General features: G+C 62.5%; 14 protein-coding genes. 12 read left to right on the top strand and 2 right to left on the bottom strand.

The genetic code is table 11. The annotated features are described in order from the left end of the window. The first annotated feature begins 434 nt into the window (after window positions 1-434). The 11 genes from AB1792_04985 to AB1792_04935 all read left to right on the top strand — a co-directional run bounded on the left by AB1792_04985 (window position 435) and on the right by AB1792_04935 (window position 19,004). Entirely contained in the window at window positions 435-3,758 is a 3,324-nt protein-coding gene (locus AB1792_04985) for a S8 family serine peptidase (GenBank protein ID MEW5701566.1), read from the top strand. A 221-nt stretch (window positions 3,759-3,979) separates the two neighbouring features. Beyond that, window positions 3,980-4,687, top strand: coding sequence for a YggS family pyridoxal phosphate-dependent enzyme (locus AB1792_04980; protein MEW5701565.1), 708 nt, complete (start codon window positions 3,980-3,982; stop codon window positions 4,685-4,687). Between the two features lie 445 nt (window positions 4,688-5,132). Then, window positions 5,133-5,954, top strand: coding sequence for a purine-nucleoside phosphorylase (locus tag AB1792_04975; GenBank protein MEW5701564.1), 822 nt, complete (start codon window positions 5,133-5,135; stop codon window positions 5,952-5,954). Between the two features lie 85 nt (window positions 5,955-6,039). After that, window positions 6,040-6,327, top strand: coding sequence for a DUF1330 domain-containing protein (locus AB1792_04970; GenBank protein ID MEW5701563.1), 288 nt, complete (start codon window positions 6,040-6,042; stop codon window positions 6,325-6,327). Between the two features lie 653 nt (window positions 6,328-6,980). Next, window positions 6,981-10,160, top strand: a complete 3,180-nt coding sequence (gene ileS, locus AB1792_04965) for an isoleucine--tRNA ligase (protein ID MEW5701562.1) — start codon at window positions 6,981-6,983, stop codon at window positions 10,158-10,160. 40 nt (window positions 10,161-10,200) lie between these two features. Then, the gene (locus tag AB1792_04960; GenBank protein ID MEW5701561.1) at window positions 10,201-10,590 is read left to right on the top strand and encodes a TraR/DksA C4-type zinc finger protein; all 390 of its coding nucleotides are present in this window, start codon (window positions 10,201-10,203) and stop codon (window positions 10,588-10,590) included. Window positions 10,591-10,623: 33 nt separating this feature from the next. Continuing rightward, window positions 10,624-11,265 (top strand): signal peptidase II, encoded by a 642-nt coding sequence (lspA, locus tag AB1792_04955; protein MEW5701560.1) that lies wholly within the window; start codon window positions 10,624-10,626, stop codon window positions 11,263-11,265. A gap of 66 nt (window positions 11,266-11,331) precedes the next feature. Next, window positions 11,332-12,333 (top strand): RluA family pseudouridine synthase, encoded by a 1,002-nt coding sequence (locus tag AB1792_04950; protein ID MEW5701559.1) that lies wholly within the window; start codon window positions 11,332-11,334, stop codon window positions 12,331-12,333. 351 nt (window positions 12,334-12,684) lie between these two features. Further along, the gene (locus AB1792_04945) at window positions 12,685-13,239 is read left to right on the top strand and encodes a VCBS repeat-containing protein (protein MEW5701558.1); all 555 of its coding nucleotides are present in this window, start codon (window positions 12,685-12,687) and stop codon (window positions 13,237-13,239) included. A gap of 18 nt (window positions 13,240-13,257) precedes the next feature. Next, a complete protein-coding gene (locus AB1792_04940) occupies window positions 13,258-15,822 on the top strand; it encodes an FG-GAP-like repeat-containing protein (protein ID MEW5701557.1) in 2,565 nt (854 codons plus the stop codon). Window positions 15,823-16,112: 290 nt separating this feature from the next. After that, on the top strand, window positions 16,113-19,004 hold the full coding sequence (locus AB1792_04935) for a hypothetical protein (GenBank protein ID MEW5701556.1): 2,892 nt from the start codon (window positions 16,113-16,115) through the stop codon (window positions 19,002-19,004). Between the two features lie 145 nt (window positions 19,005-19,149). Here the strand turns inward: AB1792_04935 and AB1792_04930 are convergent, their stop codons facing one another. Together AB1792_04930 and AB1792_04925 are read right to left on the bottom strand one after the other, a co-directional pair. Next, complete coding sequence (locus AB1792_04930; GenBank protein MEW5701555.1) at window positions 19,150-21,063, bottom strand: DUF3857 domain-containing protein; 1,914 nt, start codon at window positions 21,061-21,063, stop codon at window positions 19,150-19,152. A 230-nt stretch (window positions 21,064-21,293) separates the two neighbouring features. Next, window positions 21,294-23,150 (bottom strand): DUF3857 and transglutaminase domain-containing protein, encoded by a 1,857-nt coding sequence (locus AB1792_04925; protein MEW5701554.1) that lies wholly within the window; start codon window positions 23,148-23,150, stop codon window positions 21,294-21,296. A gap of 693 nt (window positions 23,151-23,843) precedes the next feature. Between AB1792_04925 and AB1792_04920 the strand changes: the two genes are divergently transcribed. Beyond that, window positions 23,844-25,280: an AAA family ATPase gene (locus AB1792_04920; protein ID MEW5701553.1), complete on the top strand. Its 1,437-nt coding sequence runs from the start codon at window positions 23,844-23,846 to the stop codon at window positions 25,278-25,280. Window positions 25,281-25,330: the final 50 nt, after the last annotated feature.

Here is a 25,330-nt window from a genome sequence, read left to right as displayed (position 1 = left end):
AGGTATTCCTGGCGGGCACCAATACCCATGTCCCATGCTCCCTTCGGTGACATGAAACATGAGGCATCGATTCCTCCGCGCCCCGCAACCAAGCCCGCTTGGGTTACCTTTAATGTGAGTCACTTCGGGAGCACAGAGGGATCGCAGAACTGCTTGGAAACCAAAGGAGAACAGCGTATGTTAAAAATCTTGCCCGGTGGGGGCAGCGGTGTTTTCGGCCTGGCATCAGCCAATGAACCAGTGTGTGCCGCCTCACGGCCTCCGACAAACCAATCGATTGTGACATTTCGCCGATAACAACAGGGAATGTCGTTTGAATGCCGGTTACGGTGGAGCGTGTCCGGGTGGCTGGCAGCGTTGGACTTGTGTGTGCAGTGAAATCGGGGCGGGGACCGATGAAACGGGGATCTTCCCGCCCAGCTCTCGGAGAAGACATGCGCAGATCGAATCACAACCGTTACGCCGCGGCAGCTATCGTCTGGGCTGGGGCACTGTTGGCCGGTGTCGTGTTCACCGGCGCCACTGCTGATGCCGGGACGATCGGCCCGGCATTGGAGCAGCGTCTGTCCGAGTCGGGTCCCGACGACTTCATTCGCGTCATCATCCGTCCCATCGGGGCCATCCCCGGCGGATCGGTCAAGCGCCAGGTGACGATGCAATACGCCACCCGCGCCGCCCAGCACCGGGCCGCCGTGGAGACGCTCCGGGTGACCGCGGACAGGACACAGCCCGCCATACTCTCCACCCTGCGCGCCGACGAATACCGGGCTCGTGTGGATCGGGTCAACGCCTACTGGATCGACAACGTCATCGTTGCCGACATGACGCCTTCGGCGATCGCTGAGATCGCCAGCCGACCCGACGTGGCCGAGGTGATCCTCATGCCGCAGGTGAAACTGATCGCGCCGGTGACATCGGCTGATGCGACCGGCATCGCCGCCCCACAGGTCACCGTGGAACCGGGACTGCGCGCGATCAAGGCCGACTCGGCGTGGGCACAGGGCATCACCGGCAAAGGACGACTGGTCGGCTCGCTGGACACCGGCGTCGACGGCGGGCACGAGTTGCTCTCGCCGAAATGGCGCGGTCACAATGGCGCCACCCCGGCCGAGAGCTGGTACGATCCGGTCTTCGGCGACACCGTCCCGCGCACTTACTCTGGTCTGGGCGCCTCGCACGGGACCCAGGTCATGGGGATCATGGTGGCCGTTCTCCCGTTGGGGGCAACCAACGACACGTTGGGAGTCTGCCCCGACTGCCAGTGGATCTCCGCCGCGGCTATCGATGTCCCCTGCCCAACCAGCCCTGAGGCGCTGTGCAGTGATCCCTTCGCGGCGCTGCAGTGGATCGCCGACCCCGATGGCGACCCCACGACGGAAGTCGACGTTCCCGACGCCGTGGCCAACCCCTGGGGGGTCGTGGAGAATCCCACATACGGTTGCATTGACGCCTTCTGGAACGCGATCGACAACATCGAGGCGGCCGGCGCCGCCATGTTCTTCGCCGCCGGCAACTACGACACTCAGATTCCGTACAGCAACCGCGTCTGGAATCCCGGGAATCGCAACACGAGTGATGTCAATTCGTTTGCTGTCGGCATGGTGAACGCCAACAACCCTTCGCTACCCATTGATGCCCTGTCCTCACGCGGTCCCTCCGGCTGTGACGGCGTCACGATCAAGCCCGAAGTCGTCGCCCCCGGCGTGAATGTGCGTACCACGAACCCGAACAACGGCATCACCAACGGCGCCTATGGCACATCGTTCGCCACACCGCATGTCGCCGCCGCAGCGGCATTGCTGCGGCAGTACAATCCGAATGCCACGGTCGACCAGATCAAGAACGCACTGCTGCAGACGGCGCGCGACTTGGGACCGTCCGGCAACGACAACGACTACGGGCGCGGGATCATCGATCTGGCCGCGGCGTTGCGTTACCTCCCCGCGAATACGCAACCGAGCTTGGATATTCTCCATGACTACTATGTGCGTCCGGCCCCCGGCACAAGCACATCGATGGTGCTGGTCCTGCGCAACACCGGGGTCGCGGCAACGGATGTCAATGTCACTATGACATCCGCCGACCCAAGGATCACGATCACGGATGGGACGACCTTCCTGGGTAGCGTCGCGAACGCCGACACCGCGGGGAATTTCGCCGATCCCTTCACCTTCTCCGTCGACCCCGACCTGCTGGGCGGGGAACGGGTGCCGGTCCAGTTCCAGATCACCGCCGATGGCGGCTACGCGCGTACGACACTGGCCGCAGTGCAGATCGGCCCGTCGCGGACGGAAACGATGTATACGCACCATGCGGGGAACTTCAGGATGACCGTGGGCGATGCCGGGATATTCGGTCTTTCGATCGATGGCTTGGCGCCACGACGCGGCAGCAGTGGATATGGGGAGGGATATCTCTTTGGCAGCGATGCCACTCAGACCCTCTTCGAAGGGGCCCTCCTCGTGGGCACCGACATGCAGCATGTCTCCGACAATGCCCGCGTCGTCAGCGCTCCCGATGCCGACTTCGTCGTCGATCCCGGCGGACGCATGGAAATCCAGGCCCCCAGCGCCCGTCATTCCGAGGAGACGCGCTCGGCGTTCTCCGATGAAACCGCCGAGTATCCGCTCGGACTCTTCATCGAGCAGCGCACATGGGTCGACACGAGCGCCGCCGCTGACGACTATCTGGTGGCCGAGTACACGATGCACAACAAATCCGGCTCTCCGATTGCCGGCCTGCGTGCCGGTCTGTACTTCGATTGGGATTTCCCCTGGGCCGATGCCAGTCAGGATACCAGCATCTACCGCCCCACTGAGGGAGTGGGTTGGATGCAGGAACGCGGTGGGTCGCGGCTCCGGGGGGTCACGGTGATCTCCCCAGTGGGCACAACCGCCTACCGGACGTTCAGCAACGTGCGCGACATCTTTGACGGTTTCGCCAATGCCGAGAAATGGGCGGCCATGGCCGAAGGATTTACACAGGCGGACGTTGACACCATCGGGGACGCCTCGCACCTGATCGCCACGGGACCGTACGACATCCCCGCCGATTCCCTCGTTACGGTCGCCTTTGCCGTTATCGGCGCCGAAAGCGAAGCCGATCTGCTCGCCTCGGCGCAGTATGCACGGGATATCTTTAGCGGCGTAGGATCGCTGACGGTCCAGCCTGTCGCCCTGCAGTTCACCGGAACCGAAGGGGGCGCCGATCCGCAGACGCAGGAACTGACGTTGCGGAACCGCACCGACGTGGTGGTCTCGCTCTTTGACGTCAAAGAGGCACCATCGTGGGCCTCAGCCGATCCCGATAGCGGCACGATCGACACCGGCCAGTCGCTGACGTTGACGGTCGGCGCCCATATCGGGTCACTGACCGCACGGACATACCGCGACACGATCGTGCTCTGGACCTCCGATGAGACCAGTTCGACCATTCGTGTCCCCATCACCCTGAAGGTCAACTCCCCGGCAGCACCCGAGGCAGTCAGTCCGAATCCGTTCAATCCCAATGACGGTCCGGTGACGCTCACGTTCAAGCGCGCCCCCGGGACCGCCGGGGTTGCCACCATCTACGATTTGGCGGGCGAGCCGGTGCGCGATCTGGATTATGCCGCCGGCGCCGCATCGCTGATTTGGGACGGCCGCACCGACGGCAGCAAGATCGTCGCCGACGGCGTCTACCTCGGCCGCGTCGAAGCGACTGGAACCGATGGTTTCACGCAGATTTTCCGCATCGTCGTCAAGAAACACAAGTCGTAGACAGTCACACGACCGCTTCAGCAGGGGCACGGCACACCGTGCCCCTTTCGCATTCTCCCCTCCTCCCTCGCTGCATCCCTGAGGACAAGGGGCTTCAGCCCCTTGCTCATGGTCCGGTCTGCAGGAGGTTGAAAACCCCCTGTCCGCAACGAACGGCCGGTGCACTCGAATCGAGGACAGGGGGCTTTCAGCCCCCTGCGATCCGGTTGTATACTTCCGGTGTGACAAACCCCGTCGACCAGATCACCGAGAACATTCGCCGGTTCCGAGATGAACTGCACGGCGAACTGGCGCGTCTGGGTCGCCCGCCTGACTCGGTCGTCCTCGTCGCCGTATCAAAGACCTTCGGACCCGATGCCATCGCGGCTGCCCTGGTCGCAGGTCTGACCGACTTCGGCGAGAACCGCATTCAAGAAGCCAAGACGAAGATTCCTCTGGTCCAAACGCCCAGTCCGTCGCATTGGCATCTTGTGGGGCACCTGCAGAGCAACAAGGCAAAGGACGCTGTCGCCCTCTTTGACCTGATCCAGTCGGTCGATTCGGCAGAGCTCGCCCGCGATCTCAATCACCGCGCCGAACTAATCGGCAAAAGGCAGGATATTCTGATCCAAGTCAACACGACGCAGGAATCGCAGAAGTCGGGCTGTGACCCGACCGCGCTTGATGATCTGGTCGCCTCGGTCGCACCATTGCCGAATCTCCGCATCATGGGGCTGATGACCATCGGCCCCTTCGTCGACGACCCGGCGCCGATCACGCGCTCGTTTCAAATGCTGCGCCGCGAATTCGACCGTCTGGCGCAGACCGATCTGCACGGTGGCGCCATGCGCCATTGTTCGATGGGCATGACCGACGATTGGCGCATCGCCTTGGCCGAGGGATCGACCATGCTCCGGATCGGCCGGGCCATCTTCGGCGAGCGACAATGATCCGTAGGAGCGAGGCGGTGCCTCGCCCCCACAATGCCAGTCATGTCATGCCGAATCCGCCGCGGCGGATGAGGCATCTGCTGTTTCTTCCCGACCCCACTCAAACAGCAGACCCCTCGCTTCCCTCGCTTTCGCTCGGGACAAGTCGCTCGGGGTGACAATTGCCGTAGGGGCGACCCGCCGGGTCGCCCTCGGGCGAGGCAACGCCTCGCCCCTACGGATGATTCCGTTTGATCCGTGCGGGCTGCTTGAATATCCTTCGTCTGTCACGCGCCTGCAACCGGGCGGCCAACAAGGGGCTTCAGCCCCTTGAGACATGACGATATGTGGCCCTGACCTTGGTCAGGGTGACAGGGGGTTGAAAACCCCCTGTCCGCAAGTGGACAGGTTGGAGTTGGATTCGAGGACAGGGGGCTTTCAGCCCCCTGAAGACACGGAGACCACCATGACCGACTACCGCAGTCAAATCAACGAAGCCACCGCCGCCATCCGCAAACAGACCGATGCCCGGCCGACCATCGGCATCATCCTCGGCACCGGCTTGGGACAACTGGGGAAGGGGATCGACGTCGAGAAGACGGTCGACTACGAATCCATCACCCATTTCCCCCGTTCGACGGTCGAATCGCACGCCGGACGGCTCTTGTTTGGCAAGCTCGGCGGCAAATCGGTGGTCGCCATGCAGGGCCGGTTCCATTACTATGAAGGGTATTCAGTGCAGCAAATCACGCTCCCGGTGCGTGTCATGCGCCAACTGGGCGTGAAGATCCTGATCGTCTCCAATGCCTGCGGCGGGCTCAATCCGTTGTTCCAGGCGGGCGACATCATGGCGATCACCGACCACATCAATCTCTTGGGCGGCAATCCCCTGATCGGCCCCAACCTCGATGACTTTGGCGCCCGCTTCCCCGACATGTACCAATGCTACGACCCCGACCTCTTGCGCTTGGCCGAGCAAGCGGCGCTCGATCTGAAGATTCCGCTCAGGAAAGGCGTCTATGTCGGTGTCGCGGGACCGAATCTGGAGACCGCCGCCGAGTACCGTTTCCTGCGCATCATCGGCGCCGATGTCGTGGGCATGTCGACCGTCCCGGAGGTGATTGTCGCCCGCCATCAGGGCACCCGTGTCGCCGGTTTCTCCATCGTCACCGACATGGGCCTCCCCGACAACCTCCACCCGATGGACATGGACACAATCGTCGCCACCGCCAACAAGGCCGAGCCGGTGCTCTCGCGGCTGATCGGGGAGCTGGTGAAGAAAATTTGATTCCGGCGGGCGGAGCCCGCCCTAGACGTGATTGTGCCACAGGTCTTCAGACCCGTGCCCAAACGAAAACAACAAGGAGACGCCAGTGGCCGCCTATGTCATCGTCGACATCGACGTCACCGACCCGGTTCGCTATGAGGAGTACAAGAAGCTCGCGGCGCCGACGGTGGCGGCGCATGGCGGACGGTATGTGGTCCGTGGCGGCAACGTCGAGACCCTCGAAGGAGACTGGCACCCCGGGCGTCTCGTCGTCTTGGAGTTCCCGACCGCGGATCAGGCGAGGGCGTGGTGGGGCTCGGAGGCATATCGCCCCGCCAAGCAGATCCGCCACGCGACCGCCCGGACGAAGATGATACTAGTGGAGGGTGTCTGACTGTCCACTCGTAGGTCAGGAGCCCTGTGCTCCTGACACTTCCTTGCCGGCCGGATTGAAGGCGTCAGGAGCGCAGGGCTCCTGACCTACGGGACGGCCTTGGTAAACAAGGGGCTTAAGCCCCTTGTCCCCGAAGCCACCCTCCCGATGTCATCCCGAGTGGAGCCCCGCCCGGAGGGCGGTGCGGAGCGAGGGATCTGCTTTTCCCACCGTTGCGAACCAGAAGGAACAGCAGATCCCTCGTCCGCCATGGGCGGACTCGGGATGACAGGCGGAAGCCGCAACCGCGAACGGCGGTTCTCGGCGGGCTTCAGGGCGCGATCCCCTATTGCTTCGCCACGACCGGCCGACATATATTTCTGGCGGCCCGGAGGCCGGCTTGGACCATGCCGCAGCGCGCGACCATCATCATCCGAATTAGCGGGCCGTAGGACAGCCGGTCGCGGCGATGCGTCTGTGAGAAGACGTCGGCGATCGGCCGGCGTCGTTTTGTTTGCGGCCGGATGGCTGTAGGGATCATGAAGTAAGCCGCCCCCCTCTGACTCCCCCCGCCAACGGGGGGCGGACTGCTTGGCTCCCTCCCCGCGGGCGGGGAGGGCCGGGCTTGCCCTGAGCGAAGCCGAAGGGGTGGGGGACAACCGGATCACGAATACATGAACACCACCACCACACCTGACACCGACGTTGATGTCGCTTCAACTCGCACGTCATACGGCGACATTGAAGAGCAAATCCTGGCTTTTTGGGAGCGCGAGGAGATCTTCGCGCGCTCGCTGGCGATCCGCAAGGATGCCCCCGCCTTCATCTTCTTCGAAGGTCCGCCGACCGCCAATGGCAAGCCGGGGATTCATCATGTCATCTCGCGTACGATCAAGGACCTCGTCTGCCGCTACCGCACGATGAAGGGATTCCGTGTCGACCGCAAGGCGGGGTGGGACACGCATGGGCTGCCGGTGGAGATCGAAGTCGAACGCCGTCTGGGACTCGAATCGAAGCAGAAGATTCTCGAATACGGCGTCGACAAGTTCAACGCCCAATGCCGCGAGTCGGTCTTCCGCTATAAGGAAGAGTGGGATCGCCTCACGCGCCGCATCGGCTACTGGCTCGATCTCGAACATCCGTATGTGACCTTGACCAACGACTATATCGAGACGGTCTGGTGGATTCTGGCGCAGTTCTTCCAGCGCGACCTGCTGTACGAAGGACACAAGATCGTCCCGTATTGCCCGCGTTGCGGCACCGGTCTTTCCAGCCACGAAGTCGCGCTCGGCTACGACACGGTCAAAGACCCCTCGATCACGATCACGATGCCATCGGTCGACGATCCCGGCGTCGCCTTCCTGGTCTGGACCACGACGCCGTGGACGCTGATCTCCAACGCCGCGCTCGCCGTCGGCGCCGACATCGACTATGTCCAGGTCGACAGGGCCGGACGCCACTTCATCCTCGCTGAGGCACGCGCGCAGGCGGTATTGCATGATGGCTTCGAGATCACCAGGCGCTTCAAAGGCCGCGACCTGGTCGGCAAGAAGTACGAACCGATCTTCCCCTACTTCGCCGACACGCCGGAGCCGACCGCCTTTACTGTTCTCGCCGCCGATTTCGTCTCGACCGAGGATGGGACGGGGATCGTGCACATCGCGCCCGCATTCGGCGCCGATGACTACGATCTCGGAGTCAAATGCGGCCTGCCGGTGATCCAGCCGGTGCGCGCCGATGGCACCTTTGAGGAGAAGATCACACCTTACGCCGGGCAGTCCGTCAAGGACGCCGACAAACAGATTATCAAGGACCTGAAGGCATCCGGGCGGCTGTATGACTCCGGGACGATCGAGCACACCTACCCATTCTGCTGGCGTTGCGACACGCCGCTTCTGTACTATGCGCGCCGTTCGTGGTATATCCGTACGTCTCAATTCCGCGACCGGCTCCTGGCGCTCAACCGTCAGATTCACTGGCATCCGCCGGAGATCGGCGCGGGACGATTCGGCGAGTGGTTGGAGAACAACGTCGATTGGGCGCTGTCGCGCGAACGTTTCTGGGGGACGCCGCTGCCGATCTGGGTCTGCCCCTGCGGCGAGAAGACCGCCATCGAATCGGTCGCGGATCTGAAAGCCCGCGGCTCTCATCTCCCCGAGCCGCTCGACTTGCACAAGCCGCATGTTGACGACATCACACTGACGTGTCCAAAATGTGCCGGTGAGATGCACCGTGTCCCGGAAGTGATCGATGTCTGGTTCGACTCTGGGGCGATGCCATTTGCTCAGTGGCATTACCCATTCGAGAACAAGGACCGCTTCGACCGGCTGTTTCCGGCCGATTTCATCAGCGAGGCGGTCGACCAGACCCGCGGCTGGTTCTACTCGCTGCATGCCATCGCCGCCCTGCTCACCGACCAGCAGTGCTATCGCAACTGCCTGGTCATGGAGTTCATCGTCGACAAGCAGGGACGCAAGATGTCCAAGTCGAAGGGCAATGTGGTCGACCCGTGGGAGATCATCGCCGCCGATGGCGCCGATGCGCTACGCTGGTACTTGCTGTCGGCGTCGCAGCCATGGCTGCCGACACGCTTCGATCAGGCCGCGGTCACCGAAGTGCGCAACCGCTTCTTCGACACCTGGAAGAACACGCTGGCCTTCTATCATCTCTACGCCGGGATCGATGGAATCGACACGACAGATGTGCTGGCGCGGCCCGCATCCACCAACGAGTTCGACCGTTGGATCACGTCCCGCACGGCCAGCGTCGCGGCCGCCGTCGATCAGGCCTACGACGAATACGACCTGACCCGTGCCGTCCGGCAGATCGCCGACTTCGTCGTCGATGATCTCTCCAACTGGTACGTGCGCCTGAACCGACGCCGCTTCTGGGGTTCCGGGCAGACCGGGGATAAGCTCGATGCCTTTGCGACCTTGGCCCGCTCGCTCTTGGTCGTGTCGAAATTGGCGGCTCCGGCGGCACCGTTCTTCGCCGACTTCTCATACCGCGAGCTGCTCGGCCCTGAACCACCGAACGGTTTCCCACCCTCGGTCCACTTGGCCGATTTCCCGGTGGCCAACCCAGCAGGCGTGGACACGGGCCTGGAGGAACGTATGACTGCCGCCCAGCGGGTGGTCGGTCTGGGGCGCGCCGCGCGCGCCAAGGCCCGTCTGAAGACCCGTCAGCCGCTCGCGGAGGTAGCGGTTGTTCTGCCGACCGATTGGACCGAGGCGACGCTGGCACCGACGACCGCGCTGATCGCCGCCGAGCTCAACGTCAAGCGGGTGACCATCCGGAATAGCGCGGCTGAACTTGCCGAAGTCGCCGCCAAGCCGAATTTCCCGGTCTTGGGATCGCGCCTGGGAAGCCGGATGAAAGCGCTCCAGAGTGCGCTGGCGACTTGGGATGCGGAGACCGCCGACCGATATCGTCGGGACCAGACGGCGCAGGTGGTGCTGGCGGATGGCCCGGTCACGCTCGGGCCGGGGGATTTGCTGGTAGACTTCCGCCCCCGTCCCGGATATCATGTCGAGTCCGATGGGCGGCTCTTGGTCGCCATCGACACCTGTCTGGACGACCGGCTACTGAGCGAGGGATACGCGCGCGAGTTGATCAACCGCGTCCAGAACGCGCGCAAGAAGATGGGGCTGGCGGTCACCGACCGGATTCGCCTGGCCGTCCAGACCACCCCGCTGGCGGCTGAAGGGATCAGGTGCTGGGCCGATAAGATCAAGGACGAAACCCTGGCGGTGGCGCTGACGGTCAGCGAGGGGACGCCGGTGGTAGCGGCAGCGGAAAAGATCGACCTCAATGGCGAAGCGGCGACCATCACGATCACACCCGGCGGCGTATAGGGGCTGACAGATGCAGGCAAACCGCGACCCGGAGAAGACAGTGAACAAGCGCGACCTGAAGAAATTCGAGGAGCTCCTGCTCGCCAAGCGGGCAGAGTTGATGGGCGACATCAACCACCTCCGCAAGAGCGCCATGGACTCGACTCCGACCGAGGCCGCCGGCGATCTGTCGACCCATGCCTACCATATGGCCGACCAAGGCACCGACGCCGAGGAGCGCGAGAAGTCCTTCTATTTCGCCTCCAAGTCTGGCCGATTCCTCTATCACATCGATGAAGCGCTGCGCCGGATTTCGGATGGGACCTATGGCAAGTGCCAGTCCTGCGGCGGCGACATCTCCGTCGCCCGGCTGGAGGCGGTCCCGCATGCCCGCCTCTGCATCGCCTGCAAAGAGAAAGAGGAACGGGCCAAGGCCCGCGAGGATCGTTAACCTTCGGGAAGGCCCCGGCCCCTCATTCCTGCTTTGTCAATCTCAGCGCAACTGCCCTCTACTCCTGCTCCGAACGGCACCCGGGCACTCTGGATCACGGCCATCGCCGTCGTCGTCGCCGACCAGATCACCAAGTGGTTGGTGATGACGACCATGGACCTCTATCAATCGGTCCCGATCATCGGCGATGCCCTCCGACTCACTTATATCCGCAATTCCGGCGGCGCCTTTGGTCTGCGCTGGGGGCACTCGGCTGTCTACTATGTCTCGGCCGCGCTGATCATCGGCTGGATCATCCACCATGTGTGGCGCCATGGTGTGAGTCGGCGCCTCTCCGCCTGGGCATTGTCTTTGATCTTGGGCGGGGCGATCGGCAATCTCATCGACCGTGTGATGCGCGGCGAAGTCATCGATTTCCTGGATGCGGAATTCTTCGATCTGCGGATCCCCTCATTCAACCTCGGGATTCTGCACCATCCCGGATACAACCTCGACCGCTGGCCCACCTTCAATGTCGCCGATTCGGCCGTGACCATCGGTGTGTTGGCCCTGATGTTCTCCCTGTGGCGGGATCCTGTGCTGTATGGCAAGGCCCCGATTCCCTCTGCGACGGAGAGCCCCGCACAGGGAGAGCTGTCTTCTCCCGCCACGACCCACGGACCCGGCTCCACTTGACATGGCGGCCGGACGCCGGGCATTGCATAGCTCGCGGTGCCGGGTCATGTCGTATACTGCTCCGGTATGACCTCCGACCGCGATAAGAACCCCGCGCGCATCCGCCACACCGCGACCAGCGACGACGACGGCGGACGCATCGACCGCGTGCTGGCGTCGCGGTTCCCCGAGTTCTCGCGCGCGCAAATCCAGCGCGCCTGCGCAGCCGGTGCCGTTCTGGTCAACGGTTCTCCGGTCAAGGCCAATCATCGACTGGTTACGGGCGAAACAGTGGACGTGACGCTCATCCGCCTACCCGATGCCGAGGCGCCGCCTCTGCCGGAGGCAATCCACCTTGAAATCGTCCACGAAGACGATCAGATCATCGTGATCAACAAGCCGGCGGGCATGGTCGTCCATCCCGCCGCCGGACATCGCACCGGCACGCTGGTCAATGCCCTACTCGGTCGTGAGAGCTTCTCCGATGATGAGGTCCGTGCCTCAGCAGGGCGCCCCGGCATCGTGCACCGGCTCGACAAAGGCACCTCCGGCTTGATCGTCTGCGCGCGCACCGAAACAGCACACCGACACCTGGCGGAACAGATCAAGTCGCGCACGCTCTCCCGCCGCTATTGGGCGATCTGCTGGGGACATCTGCGCACGTCGAAGATTATCTTCGACAAACCGGTCGGTCGTTCATCGTCCGACCGCAAACGCATGGCCGTCACCGCCCGGGGACGGGATGCCGAGACGACCGTAACATTGCGGGAACGCTTCGCCATCGCCGATTTGATCGAAGCGGCGCTCGGCACCGGGCGAACCCATCAGATCCGCGTCCACCTGTCGAATGCCGGACATCCGCTCGTCGGCGACAGCGACTACGGCGGCGGTGAACACCACTTGAAGGGGATCGACCCGCAGTTGCGTCTCTTGGCCAAACGCATGCTCGCGACCATCGACCGTCCCGCCCTCCACGCCCACACGCTGGCGCTCGATCATCCCATCTCCGGGAATCGTCTCGAATTCACCGTCGATCCACCCGCCGATTTCCAGGCCCTGTTGAAACTCTGCCGCTCAGCCCCATCGTAGGGTGGGTGCTCTGCACCCACCATCAGCGGGTTGAAAACCCGCTGTCCTCGAACCGTGACATCTCGCGGACAGGGGGCTTTGAGCCCCCTGACGGTGCGTCCGGCTTGCCCTGAGCGTAGTCGAAGGGAGGACGCTGCCTACGGAACGGGGGGAAAAGCATGCCCTACATGTCGCCACAAACAATACTATTTTACTATATTATCCCTTGCCATTCGGCGTCTCTTTGCCGTTGACAATCTTCGACTTCGGGTGCATGTATATATGCGCCAGATGCCTCCGCCGACGCGTGTTGATGCGCGCCGGGGGTTGATACTCCACCCAATCGCAGTATCACAACCGAAGAGGTGTTCCATGCGCAGCAGTAGAATGCTCGTGCCCGCCGTCTTGTCGGTGATCGGCGTTCTGGTCTTGGTCGTGTCTCCAGTTTACGGGCAGGAGTTCTGTTTCCAGCCGGCGGTGAACTACGCGGCCGGGGATCGCCCTCACTCGGTTTCTACCGCCGATCTGGACGGGGACAACGATGCCGACTTGGCGGTGGCCAATTACTACAGCGACAGCGTCTCGGTCCTGAAGAACAACGGGGATGGAACCTTTGCGTCGGCGGTGAAGTACGGGGCCGGGGATGACCCCTCCGAGATCTCTGCCGCCGATCTGGACGAGGATAACGATGTCGACTTGGTGGTGGCCAATGTCAACAGCAACAACGTTTCAGTGCTGAAGAACAATGGGGACGGGACTTTTGCGGCGGCGGTGAACTACCCGGCCGGCAATTACCCACGCTCGGTCTATGCGGCCGATCTGGACGGGGATAACGATGCCGACCTGGCGGTGGCCAATTTCTGGAGTGACATCGTCTCGGTGTTGGGGAACAACGGAGATGGGACCTTTGGGGCGGCAGCGAGCTAGGCGGTCGGGGATGGACCCATCTCGGTCTTTGCCGCCGATCTGGACGGAGACGACGATTCCGACCTGGTCGTGGCCAACTACCTCAGCGACAACGTCTCGATGCTGAAGAACAACGGGGATGGGACATTTGCGGCGGCGGTGAACTACCCGGCAGGCTCCGGCCCCTTGTCGGTCGTTGCCGCCGATCTGGACGGGGATGGCGATGCCGATTTGGCGGTGGCCAACTTCAATGGCGACAACGTCTCATTGCTGAAGAACAGAGGAGGAGGGGTTTTTGACCCAGCAGGCAGCCTTGGGGTTGGGGATGGCCCGCGTTCGGTCTTTGCCGCCGACTTGGACGGAGATGGCGATGTCGATCTGGCGGTGGCCAACAGCCTCACCGACGACGTCTCCATCCTCTTCAATTGCACTCCACAATTCTGCCCCTGCCCGTGCCATGGCGATCCGGTCTGTGACGGGCTGCTGAATGTTGTCGATGTGATCGTCGTGGCCGAGGTGTTCATGGGCCAACCGCCGATCGCCGATTCCGGGTGTCCGTATTCGCGCACCGATGTCGACTGCAGCGGCACGACTGACTTAGTCGACCTGTTGAACTTCATCAACGTGGTCTTCTTCGCGGCTGATCCCGGCGCCCAGTTCTGCCAGCCCAATCCGCAGCCGTGCCGCGACACACTCAATCCCGGCACCTGCAATCCCGGCGTGCCGACACCCAACAACTCGGTCGTGGTCGAATCCAAAGAGGTGAGCCCCGGCGCCACCGGCGTTCAAGTCGGCGTCTATGTGCAGAACAACACGGCGCTGAACGGGCTGATTATTCCGTTGGAGATTCGTGAAGTCACACCGGGCGCCTACATCCAGAACTCCTTCAACTACGAGGTGACCGGCCGTCTGGCCGGCAGTGGCGTGACCCAACACAGTGCCAAACAGCACTACCGTGACCCAGACACTGCCAACCTATGCAGTGGACCGGTCTCGGAGACATTCAAGTTCCCCGGCACCGCCACGGGCACATTCTTCACCAGTCCCAGCGCGATCATGTGGTCGGGCGTGAACTCAGATCAGCCATGCCTGGCGATCGGCTCGGATGGTTCGCCCGGCGCGGGGACCCCATCGTTGACGCTGACGTTTGATGTGACGACGACCAGCGGCGAATTCGAGATCGACACCTGCTGCGTACTGCCCGCCAACCATCTGGCGTTTGCGATCTGCAACACGCACGACTGTCTGCTACCGTCGTTTACCAAGGGCGTGATCCGCATCGGCGCGCCGGACACGCTCAGTTGTACCCGGTCATTCACCGACCCATACCTGCTGGCGTGTCCACGTGGGGACATCCCCTTCGTCATTCACCTCGTCAGTTCGTCCGGAAAACCCTGGATCGGCGACCACAGCATCTATCTCGACTTTTCGTCGTGCACCGGTGGCGAGTTCCTGCCGCAGCCGGGAGTCTATCCCAACTGGCCGCTGGTATATGTCGCCTCGCCCTCCGACGACAGCGGTCGAGTCTTTGTCTCGATCGCGGCGGGCGGCGATTGCGCCGACTGCAGTGTCTCGGTTTATGCCGATTGCGGGCTGATCGGGACGGTGCCGGTGCGTTCGGTCGACGTCGACGGCGACGCCTGTGTGCTGCCGTTCGATTCCGATCCGGTCGAAGGCCTCTGCCGCGATGTCAACGCCGATGGCGTGGTCAACGATGCCGACTTGACCCGTCTGGCCAACCACCTCAATCACCGCTACCCGACCGGCGCCTGCGACTGGCTCACCCAATCGATTGCGATCACGCCCGAAGCGGGATACGGCGACGGCGACACAATCAAGGTCTTCCACACGATCGACAACAATCCCTCCGGCGGCACCTGCCTGATCGACTCGGTGGCGTTCTATCAGAGTGAAGTGAGCGTCACGCCGACATGGGAATACGTCACCTCACATGTGCACGGAATCTTCCTCCCGAAGGCCACGGCGCTCGTCGACTCGTTCAGCTATGTCGTGCCCGCCTATGGAACGATGTGCCTGCGGGCGCTCTTGTATTCCTCGTGCTGCGCAGAACCGCAGGAGGAGACCCGCTGCTTCACCGATTCGATCCAATGCCCGCCGGGATCGGTCTGTTCCTACTTTGCCGCGCTGAAACTGAGCGATGCCGACCAGTACATCGAGCGCCCGGTCGATCCCTTCCCGCCGGGCTGGATCTATGATACTATTCAAGTCCCGCCCGACACGACATTCTACATGATCTGCACCCATGACGGTACGCCGATCGGGACCGCCGGCTCGGTTGTGGTGTACTACCACATCGCCTCCGGTTGGCACCAATTCACGTTCCGCGTGCGTCAGGACTGGCACAATGGCGATCTGTGCGGAGGCCCGAACGGACAGGTCGATTGCATCGTCAATCTCCAGGACGTCGGCTGCCTGATCAACCTGGTGTTCCGCGGCGGCATGCCGCCGACCCCCAATCCCGAGGAGCACGGCGACGTCAATTGCGACGGCATCTACAACGTGTCCGACGTCGTGCGATTGGTGGACTACGTCTTTCGTGGCGGCTACCCGCCGCCCGATTGCGGCGCGGGGCCGACGATGTAGCGATGCGTTGATTCACAGCGAGACGTCAGACACAGGAGGTGACAGCATCGACGACACTACGATGGGTTTCATAACCCGGGGCGAGACATGAGGTGTTGGTGCCACGGATCTTTAGACCCGTGAACTCCCAGGGGCAGAGAGAAGGGGCACGGGTCTGAAGACCCGTGGCACACCGATTCACTTGGGTTATGGAACCGATTCTATGTATGTACCCTCGCAACAAAGACAGGAGTTGAGCGGTCTGGCAACGTTGTGATTCCACGCAGCGACGCGGAGCAAGGAGGAACGGTATGAAGCGCGCGGCCTGTTTGTCTGTTGTCTTAGTTCTGCTGGCCTCTACGGCGGCATGGGCTGCCATCCCGGTGGCGGAGCCGTCCCCGGCGACGGCCGGAGTCGCCACCTGCAATTGCCCCTGCGACGGCGACCCAGACTGCAGCGGCATTGTCACCGTCGTGGATCTGGCGCATACAGTCGACGTCGCGTTCCGGGGCTCGCCACCTGTGTTCGATCCCGATTGCCCCAAGGAGAGAACCAACTTCAACTGCGACGGCGTCACCGACGTGCTCGACGTCACGAAGATGGTGGGCTATCTGTTCCACGGGGACCCGCACGACCAGTGCTTCTGCAATTCCTGCACGTGCTGGTTCTGCATCCCCACGCCCACGGATACCGGTGGCTCGGTCACCGTTGAATCCAAGAGAGTTCCGCCCGCAACAGCAGGGGTTCAGGTGGGCATCTCGATTGCTAATGACGTCGACATCTCGGCTATCGTGATGCCGCTGGAGCTTCGCTCCGTCACTGGAGGCGCTTACATTGCAGCCAACCTCTCCTTCACGGTCCCGGCCGCCAACCGTGTCGGCTCAAGCCCGGTCGGCACCGGCGCGGTCACAAGCCTGTACTATCCCATGCCCGGTGGTATGCCTTGCAGCGGGCCGATCTCATACACGTACACGACGGGAGCGGGCGCTGTGGACTATGTCAGCCCCGACGGCATCCTGTGGGCCGGGTACAGCTCGACTGTCCCACCCGGAGACATGCTGCCCGCGGGCGCCGACCCGCCGGGGACGGCCAACGCCAGCTTCCTGCTCACCTTCGATGCCAACGCCAACGTCGGGACGTTTGAGATCGACACCTGTTGTGTCACCCCGGGGAATCACCTGATGTTCACGGCCGGGAACGGCTGTAATGCCGAGGTTCGCCTGCCGACATTCACCAAGGGAACCATCACCCTCTGCGATTGTCCCTGTGACGGCGATCCCAATTGCGACGGCTTCGTGACTGTCACCGATCTTACGCAGGCGGTCAACGTCGCCTTCCGCGGTGCTGCTCCGGTATTCGATCCCGACTGTCCGAAGGAGCGAACGAACGTCAACTGCGATGACGTGACCAACATTCTCGACGTGAGACTGTTCGAATGTGTCGCCTTCCATGGTTACTCGCCGGCTCAGCTCTTCTGCAACTCCTGCGACTGCCCGTCATGTCAGCGCCCGCCCGTGACTCCCGGCGGATCCGTCGTGGTGGAATCGAAGATGGTGCAGAAGAACGAGGTCGGCGTGGAGGTCGGGGTTTCTCTGGCCAACAAGATGGACTTGACCGGGATCGTGCTGCCACTGGAGTTCCGCACTGTCAGCGGCGGTGCTTTCACTGCCAACGCGCTTACCCTGACCGTTCCCCCCGGCAACCGAGTCGGCTCAAGTCCGATCGCTTCCGGGAGCATTGACAAGCGCTACTACCCCACCGCCGACGGCAACTGCAGCGGCCCGATCTCCAGCGGTTACCAGACGGAGGGGCCGGTTGACTTCATCAGCCCCGATGCGGTCTTGTGGTCCGGATTTGTAACGGGTCCACCACCCGCCGGCATTCTGCCAGTGGGCGCGGATCCGCCCGGTACCGCCAATGCCTCATTCCTGCTCACCTTCGACGTGAACGGGAGCGGCGGGGTATTCGAGATCGACACCTGTTGCGTCGCCCCAGGGAATCACCTGCTGTTCATGGGCACACCGGACTGCGACCCGCCGCCATTCCTCCCGGCGTTCACCAAAGGTGTCATCACCATCTGCGACTGCCCCTGCGACGGCGACCCCAATTGCGATGGAGAGGTCACGGTCATTGATGTCAACGCGGCAGTCAACGTCGCCTTCCGCGGGCAGACTCCTGTCTTCGATCCCAATTGCCCGAAGGAGCGGACCAACGTCAACTGCGACGATGGCACCAACATCCTCGATGTCATCAAGATGGTCTGCGCCGCGTTCAAGGAGTACGATCCGGATGTGATCTTCTGCAACTCGTGTGATTGTGCCTCGTGTTTGGCGTGGCAGACGGACCCCGGTGGCGCTGTGGTGGTCGAATCCAAGACTGTCTGGCTGGGCGCCACGAGCGTGCAGGCGGGGATCGCCATCACCAATGACATCGACATCTCGGCGATCACGCTGCCTCTGGATATTCGCACCGTGACAGGCGGCGCTTACATCGCCAATTCACTGGTGCTCAGCGTCCCACCCGCCAACCGCGTGGGCGCCAGTCCCGTCGGCCAGGGATCAGGGGCCAAGCAATACTATGCCACGCCCAGCGGCACATCGTGTAGCGGACCGACGGCGAACAGCTATCAGACTCCGGCACCCACTGTGGATTTCGTGAGCCCAGATGGCGTCCTGTGGTCGTATACGAGCCTCGCCCAGCCTCCCAATGATGTCCTGGCCGCCGGTGCCGATCCGCCGGGGACGGCCAACGCCTCGTTCATCCTCACATTCGACGTGACCATGAATCCGGGGACGTTCGAGATCGACACCGGCTGCGTGGCACCGGGGAATCATCTGCAATTCGTGGGTGGGGCCGCCTGCGAAACGCCGCAGATCAGGGTGCCGTCGTTCACGAAAGGAACGATCACCGTTGCCTGTCACTGTCCCTGCTTGGGGGATCCGTACTGCGACACGATAACGAATGTCCAAGACGTGGTGGCGACGACCGACGTGGCCTTCCGGGGCAAAGCGCCGACATTTGACCCGTTGTGTGGAAGCGGCAATCCAGCCCAGCGCACCGACTTGGACTGTAGTGGTTTCTGCAATGTGCAGGATGTGGTTCGGATGGCGGACGTTGCCTTCCGAGGGTATGATCCGGCGACACGGATCTGCAATCCCTGTCAATGTGATCCCTATCCGACCAACTGTCCACCGATCCAATGACGCATCGGACGCCGTTCTGCATTCTCACTCCGCTGCGGTCGGGTAAACAACCCGGCCGCAGCGGCGCAAATGACGAGAAGCCGAAACTGACCTAAGAGCCGTCAGTCCGACGAACCTACGTCTGTGCCTCTTCCCGATCCGTCGGTCACCCGGAGGGAATTCTCCGCCCACCAACACCTCTGTCTTGGGATGGAGCAGCACCCTTCACGGGAGATACGGTGTTGCTGTCGACCGGTTGCCGGCCGGATGACGGCGTGAAGAGCCATTCGGCGTTGCGGGCGGCGCGGTACGCGGCACGAATCCGTGACAGCGTATGCCTCTCCCCATCCGTACGGCCCAAGGCATCCCATCGTAGATGGCGGGTCAGTACAAGCGCACCATCGTTCAGTTCTCGTTCCTCGCGGAATTCTCCTCCGGAATCGACCGCCGGCGGTGCCGTGGGCCAATACTGGGCCGACCAATCCTGAGGCAGATGGACGATCAGCGTGTCATCGACCGATTGGCGAAACTCCACGTGGCCGGGGTCGGGCCGGCCACCCAGAGTGTCGGCCGCAACCCAGCCGGCCGGCGCGGGACGAATCAGCAACTGATGGGGGCCGGAGACAGCCCAGCCGCTGATGCGCCCGCGCAGATCGGCGGCGATCGCATCGGAGGCCACGACTTCGATCCGATCCACAATGCCGTCCACGGATGGACGGGCGACGCCCAGAAGCACGGCGATGTTGTCCCGAGCGTCGCTTCCCCCACGCAAGGGCAGGCAACGCGCAAAGTGCCCGCTGGCCAGCACATGGGCCGTGAAGTTCAGATCCCCGACCGAGTCGAGAGTGCCTTCCATGCGCGTGACAAAGCGGTTCTGCGCCGCCGTCTGCGAAGGCGTGAAGAGGAGCCGCCCCCCGAACGGTCCCACCGCCAGAGCCCAACGTGCTTCGCAGGCGCGCGGCAGTGTACCCAGGGGATAGCGGCGATCCGAGGGATCGGCCCACAGCGTGTCTCCATTGATCACGGTCCAGCCGACCACATGGTCAAACCAGTCCTTCGGGAAATCGGGATTCAACTGCAAGGGATTGCGGGCCCGCATCAGTGCCGGATAGGCCGGGATGCCGGCATGCCGCATCATCGCCAACCACAAGAAGACAACGTCCTTGCAGTCGCCGTAGCGATTGACGAAGACTTCGCGGGCCGGATGCGGACGCCAGCCGCCGATGCCGACCTCGATGGCGACATACCGCCAGCGATCCGATACCCAGTCTTTGAGAGCGGCGGCGCGGGCCCGGTCGCCGACAATATCCTTCAGGTGTTGATCAATCTCGTGCCTCTGGTCCGCGCTCAATTCGAGTTGACCGGACGCCAACCCCCAGTACCACTGTCCGAGCGCCTCCCACGAGTCGGTGCGGCCGTTCCGTCGGCCAAACCGGAACTCTCGCGGCGCGACGTGCAAGAGGGGCACCGTGCCGTTGACACTCCCGAAGGTTGTGTCCGGCGGCACCCAATCGTGCAGTTCCCAGCGGGTCACCTGTCGCCGCGGATGGTGGTCTTCGAATTGCTGGAGACCCGCAGCAGCGACTTCGAAGCGGATCGCCTTGTCGGCCGGTATCTTGACTTCGTACACGGCGCGTCGACGCGGCCAGTGGTCTCCCAACACCCAATCGGGCCAGAAGAACGGGTTGTCGATCTTCACGGTCCAACGGGCTTCGATGATGTAGGGCGGATGCGGCGCCACCAGATCCACGGCCCGGATCACGTCGCCGGAGTAGAGTCGGAATTCGGAAAATGGCGCGATCGGACGGACCGCCTCCGGGCCAACGGTGAAGAGAACGCGGCCGAGCGTGTCCCGCACTTCGCCTTGAAAGCCGACCAGGCGTTGGAAGAATGTGTCCCAGATATGGATCCGACCCGCCTCGGCACCCGCGGCGCGATTGATGCGCACAACGCGATGCGCTTCGACCGACAACCCGTGCGCCGGCGACCAGTCGAGCGACCACTTGTCCAACTCGTAGACGGCCGGATACAACTCCCATGGCTGCGCGCCGACCGCGGACGCGCCGAGCAGGCACACCACAATCGCCGCAGCCCACCACGTCCGAGGGCCGGACCTATGCCTGTTGTTCGGGCTAAAGCTGGACATGGCGCGTCGGACGCGAAGCGCCCGTCCGGGCGCCCTCCCACAATACGCCATCACCGGAACACCCGCCAAACACAAAACCCCACCTGTTCGGCGACTCCGGCAGGCGCAGTCATAGACTGCACGACGACCACACGCTGCTCGTTGGCCCGAATCGTGGGGCTTTGCTACGGAGTCTCGCGGTACAGAACAACGAGGCCGCGTTGGGCCAATTGAACCGTGTTGAAGAGTTCGCGCAATTCCGGAAAGAACAACGCGCCAAAATCCCGCCGCTCCACACGCCAGTATCGAGAGGCGATCACATGATTGCCGTCGGCAATGACCGATGACCGGAACTGATAGCCGTCACCGGACATCGTTCGTGCCGACAGCAGATCGGCAAATTGATATCCGGCCGGCAGGTGCCATACGACCCGGCAGTCCTCACTCCAGGGATAATCAAACGAGATCGGATAGCGCCGGTTGGCCGCCATGAGGGGATTCTCATCCAGACGTCGCAGGATCGCCGGACGGATGAAGAGCCGCTGGGCATCCAACGTCGCCGCCCCCGGCCACGCGAAATCCACGCTCAACCGAATCGGCGCCCAGTCGTTGTCGGGGTCGGTGACCACCACCGTGCTGGTCGGCACAATGCCGGGAAGCCACTCCCGGTGCAGATAACCGACCGTGTCGTGGTCCGACAGCGCACACAACAACTCATAGGCTGCCTGACCGACAACCGTCAATTCCAAGTGGCCGGTCGCCGAGCCGTCAGTCTGCAGATAGACCGAACCGTCGGCGTACACATCCCGGTCCACCGGCGGCGCGGGCAGGTCCACGATGACGTCCTCGACATCCCGACGGTCGATGACCACGCCGGCATCGACCAGATCGTCGGGGGGCAGATACCCCAGCCAGGCGCCGGCGACATTTGTCTCGCAAAAGAGCTCTTCCCCGTTCAGACTCACAAGGGCAATCGTGTGGTCGAACTGCTCCAGTCGATGGTCGCGGCTGTCGAAGCGCAAGTGATCGCGGCGCGAGATGAGCACCGGCCAGGCGGCGAAGCCGTTCGCGCGGAGCAAGGCAACAAACAGCAGGTTCTTCTCAATCGCATTGCCCCGTCGTTGCGCCAAGACGACGCTCGCCGGCTGCAGACTGACGTCGTAGACGGAGGGCGCGACCCCGGAGAGCGCGATCGAATCACGAACAAACTGGTAGATGCGGCGGGCCAGCTGGCGACGCGCCCATGCGGCGCCTTCGCCCCCAATGCTCGGGAGTTTGCCCCACGGTCGCCAACTGGACGCAGGATGGAGCAGGGAGACATAGACGCGTCGCACCTGTCCGGCAAGATCCGACCAACTGTCCACGAATTCCTTCGTGTAGTTCCCTTCCCGGTACCGCACGATTTGGAAGTCCAAGAGAACACGGTGATCGAGCAATGACGCAATGAGCGGCTCCGGCACGAGAGGCGGCAGGTTGCGCGATCGCCAGGTGAACTGCCGCACCGTCTGATTCCGATGCAGAATCGAGGCGAACATCGTCGAATCCGGGCCCTGGACGAATTCGGCGTTGTTCAACACCGCCGCGTACTCGAACCCCTCCGGCAGACGGACCACCAATTCCGAATACTCGGTCGGAACCTCATTCTGAAATACCCACGGGCGGAGATAGTAGAAGTTCCGCGAGAAGATCTTGTACTTGTATTCAACGACACATCCCGGCGTGACCTCCGGAAAAGCGAACACCACCTTCTGCCATTCGCCGGTCTGCGTCCGGTAGAACGCCGACGGGTCGACGGGGACACGCCGCCCATCTTTCGTCAGCGTATGGGCTTCGACCAGCTCCAGCTTCTCGGAGGAATGGAAGGGAATCTCGACGTTGGCGAATCGGTAGGCGTCGGCGCGAAAAATCTGAATCCGTCGGTGGCGTTCAAACGTAAACTTGTAGCCGGGGCCAACGACGATCAGGCCCCCGTCGAAGACCACCGCCGCGCCCGCCGAGGGGTCGTCGGCCAGACGGTCACGTCGCTGCTCTGTGGGGATCATCTGGCCCCACGGTGCACCAGCGGCATTCTGTGCCTGCAACCGAGCGGGCAACAGAAGGACCACCCCGACCGTTAGCACTGCAACGGTCAGCCAGAGACTGCGAATTCGGCCTGACTGGGCTCCCACGGTTACACCGTTAACCGTAAGCCGTCTATTCTGTTGTCTTTCCTCAGCGGGCGGTGAGGTCCCGCTTTCTACCAGGTGAGAGGCGCGAAGCCTATTCTCCCAGAGTAAAATACGCAATCACCCGTCGCGTGCAAGTGAAATCACACAGAGGTCAAGCAAGCCTGACGGCGAGGCGAGGACGACAAAAACCAAGGCAAGCCATTGTCAGGTAATCAGATAACGCTGATTGCCGTCGCCGACTGCCGTGCACAAGCCCTCATGCCAAAGGCCGGAGGGCTTGTGTGTGCGACCCCATCGACCAGGCAGAGCACCTTCGCAACTTGCGGCTGCGATTCAAGGTGGATGTCTGACGCGCCCGTCGCTTGGCCGTGGACCGGTCTGATTTCGAGGCAGGAGTCTTCGAGACAGATCAGGCGGAGCTTTTCGACTTGGCAGCACAGTCGCCGATACCACACTTTTGGTTGCGCATTAGATTGTCGTGTCGCACCGACAAGGAGCAATGTGGACGATCCATTCCTCTTCAGTCAGTTGAAACTCAGTGACGGTCTAGTCCGTGATTTGCGACGGATGAACCCTTGGTGGGAGGGCAATCCATTACCCCCGTTGCCGACCACTCGCCGCCATTTGGTCGAGGCAATCCACCGGCGGGTCAGGATTCAACTGGCTCCCATCGTTGTCGTACGTGGCCCTCGCCAGATTGGAAAAACCGTCGCCCAGCAACAGGTCGTGCAAGACCTGCTGGATCAGGGGGTGCACCCCAGTCGGCTACTACGGATGCAGTGCGATGAATTACCGGAGCTGTCGCGCCTGACAGAACCGATTCCGCGCGTTGTCGACTGGTACGAGAGTGCCATACTCGGAAGAACGCTGAACCGGGCGGCCCGCGACGCGGAGCCGGCATTCCTCTTTTTTGATGAGGTACAGAATATCAAGAGCTGGGCACCACAGTTGAAGGCGTTGGTCGATGCATCGTCAGCACATGTTGTCGTTACGGGGAGTTCGGCATTGCGGATCGAACGGGGGCGCGATAGCCTTGCCGGGCGCATTTCAACAATCGAAGTTGGGGTCTTGTCGCTGACAGAGATAGGGAACTTCCACGGCATCGATTCAGGACCGCCGTTTCTTGCTGACAACGGACTCGAGTCGCTCACGCGGCAAGACTTCTGGAGTGACTTGGCCGGCTACGGAAGACGGCTGCAACCGGATCGTGACCGGTCATTCGCCTGGTTCTCTGAGCGCGGTGGGTACCCCATTGCCCATAAGGAGGCGGGCGTCCCTTGGAACCAGATCGCAGACCAGCTCAATGAAACCGTGATCCAGAAGGTCATTCGACACGACTTGCGGGTCGGAGAACGCGGGCGGAGACGTGACGAGCAATTGCTGGAGGAAGTATACCGTCTCGCCTGCCGGTACGCCGGTCAAGCGCCGGGCCTGACCGTCATGGCCAGAGAGGTGGGCCGCGCTTTGCACACCACTGTGGGGACACAGCGGGTGAATCACTATCTGAAGTTCCTCGCCGAGACACTGCTCCTGTGGCTCATCGATCCACTGGAGATTCGACTGAAGAAGAAGCGTGGCAACTCGAAGATCTGTCTGGCCGACCACGGCTTGCGTGCGAGTTCGCTGCAGGAGTCGATCCCCCTTGATCCGGACAGACTCCTCCAAGAACCGCAGCTTACGGTACTGGCGGGTCACATCGCGGAGAGCGCCACTGGAGCGACACTGCTGGCGATCTCCGGTCTTGACCTCGCCTACCAGCCGGAGCGCGGCGGGGAGCCAGAAGTCGACTTCATACTCACAATCGGCACGAAACGAATTCCCCTCGAGGTCAAGTATCAGAGACGGATTGACCCCATGCGTGACACAGAAGGACTGCGCGCGTTCGTTGAAAAGCGTGAGAACAACGCGCCATTTGGTATCCTAGTCACACAGATCGATGGAGTCTCCGTCACAGATCCACGAATCGTGACGCTGCCCCTTTCTTCGCTGATGCTGCTGAGATAGCTCCGCTCCAGAAGCTCTCCTCGATTCGTCGAATCCGCCGTCTCAGCGGT

The sequence above is a fragment of the Candidatus Zixiibacteriota bacterium genome, assembly GCA_040752595.1.
GTDB lineage: Bacteria > Zixibacteria > MSB-5A5 > WJJR01 > WJJR01 > JACQFV01.
Note: the sequence above shows the minus strand (reverse complement) of the source record. Positions and strands in the feature narration are given on the sequence as shown.

Excerpts from the sequence above, each read along its gene's own strand:
- AB1792_04985 (MEW5701566.1), top strand. The coding sequence starts at position 435 with ATGCGCAGATCGAATCACAACCGTTACGCCGCGGCAGCTATCGTCTGG.
- AB1792_04975 (MEW5701564.1), top strand. The coding sequence starts at position 5,133 with ATGACCGACTACCGCAGTCAAATCAACGAAGCCACCGCCGCCATCCGC.
- ileS (MEW5701562.1), top strand. The coding sequence starts at position 6,981 with ATGAACACCACCACCACACCTGACACCGACGTTGATGTCGCTTCAACT.
- AB1792_04950 (MEW5701559.1), top strand. The coding sequence starts at position 11,332 with ATGACCTCCGACCGCGATAAGAACCCCGCGCGCATCCGCCACACCGCG.
- AB1792_04945 (MEW5701558.1), top strand. The coding sequence starts at position 12,685 with ATGCGCAGCAGTAGAATGCTCGTGCCCGCCGTCTTGTCGGTGATCGGC.
- AB1792_04935 (MEW5701556.1), top strand. The coding sequence starts at position 16,113 with ATGAAGCGCGCGGCCTGTTTGTCTGTTGTCTTAGTTCTGCTGGCCTCT.
- AB1792_04925 (MEW5701554.1), bottom strand. The coding sequence starts at position 23,150 with ATGATCCCCACAGAGCAGCGACGTGACCGTCTGGCCGACGACCCCTCG.
- AB1792_04920 (MEW5701553.1), top strand. The coding sequence starts at position 23,844 with ATGAACCCTTGGTGGGAGGGCAATCCATTACCCCCGTTGCCGACCACT.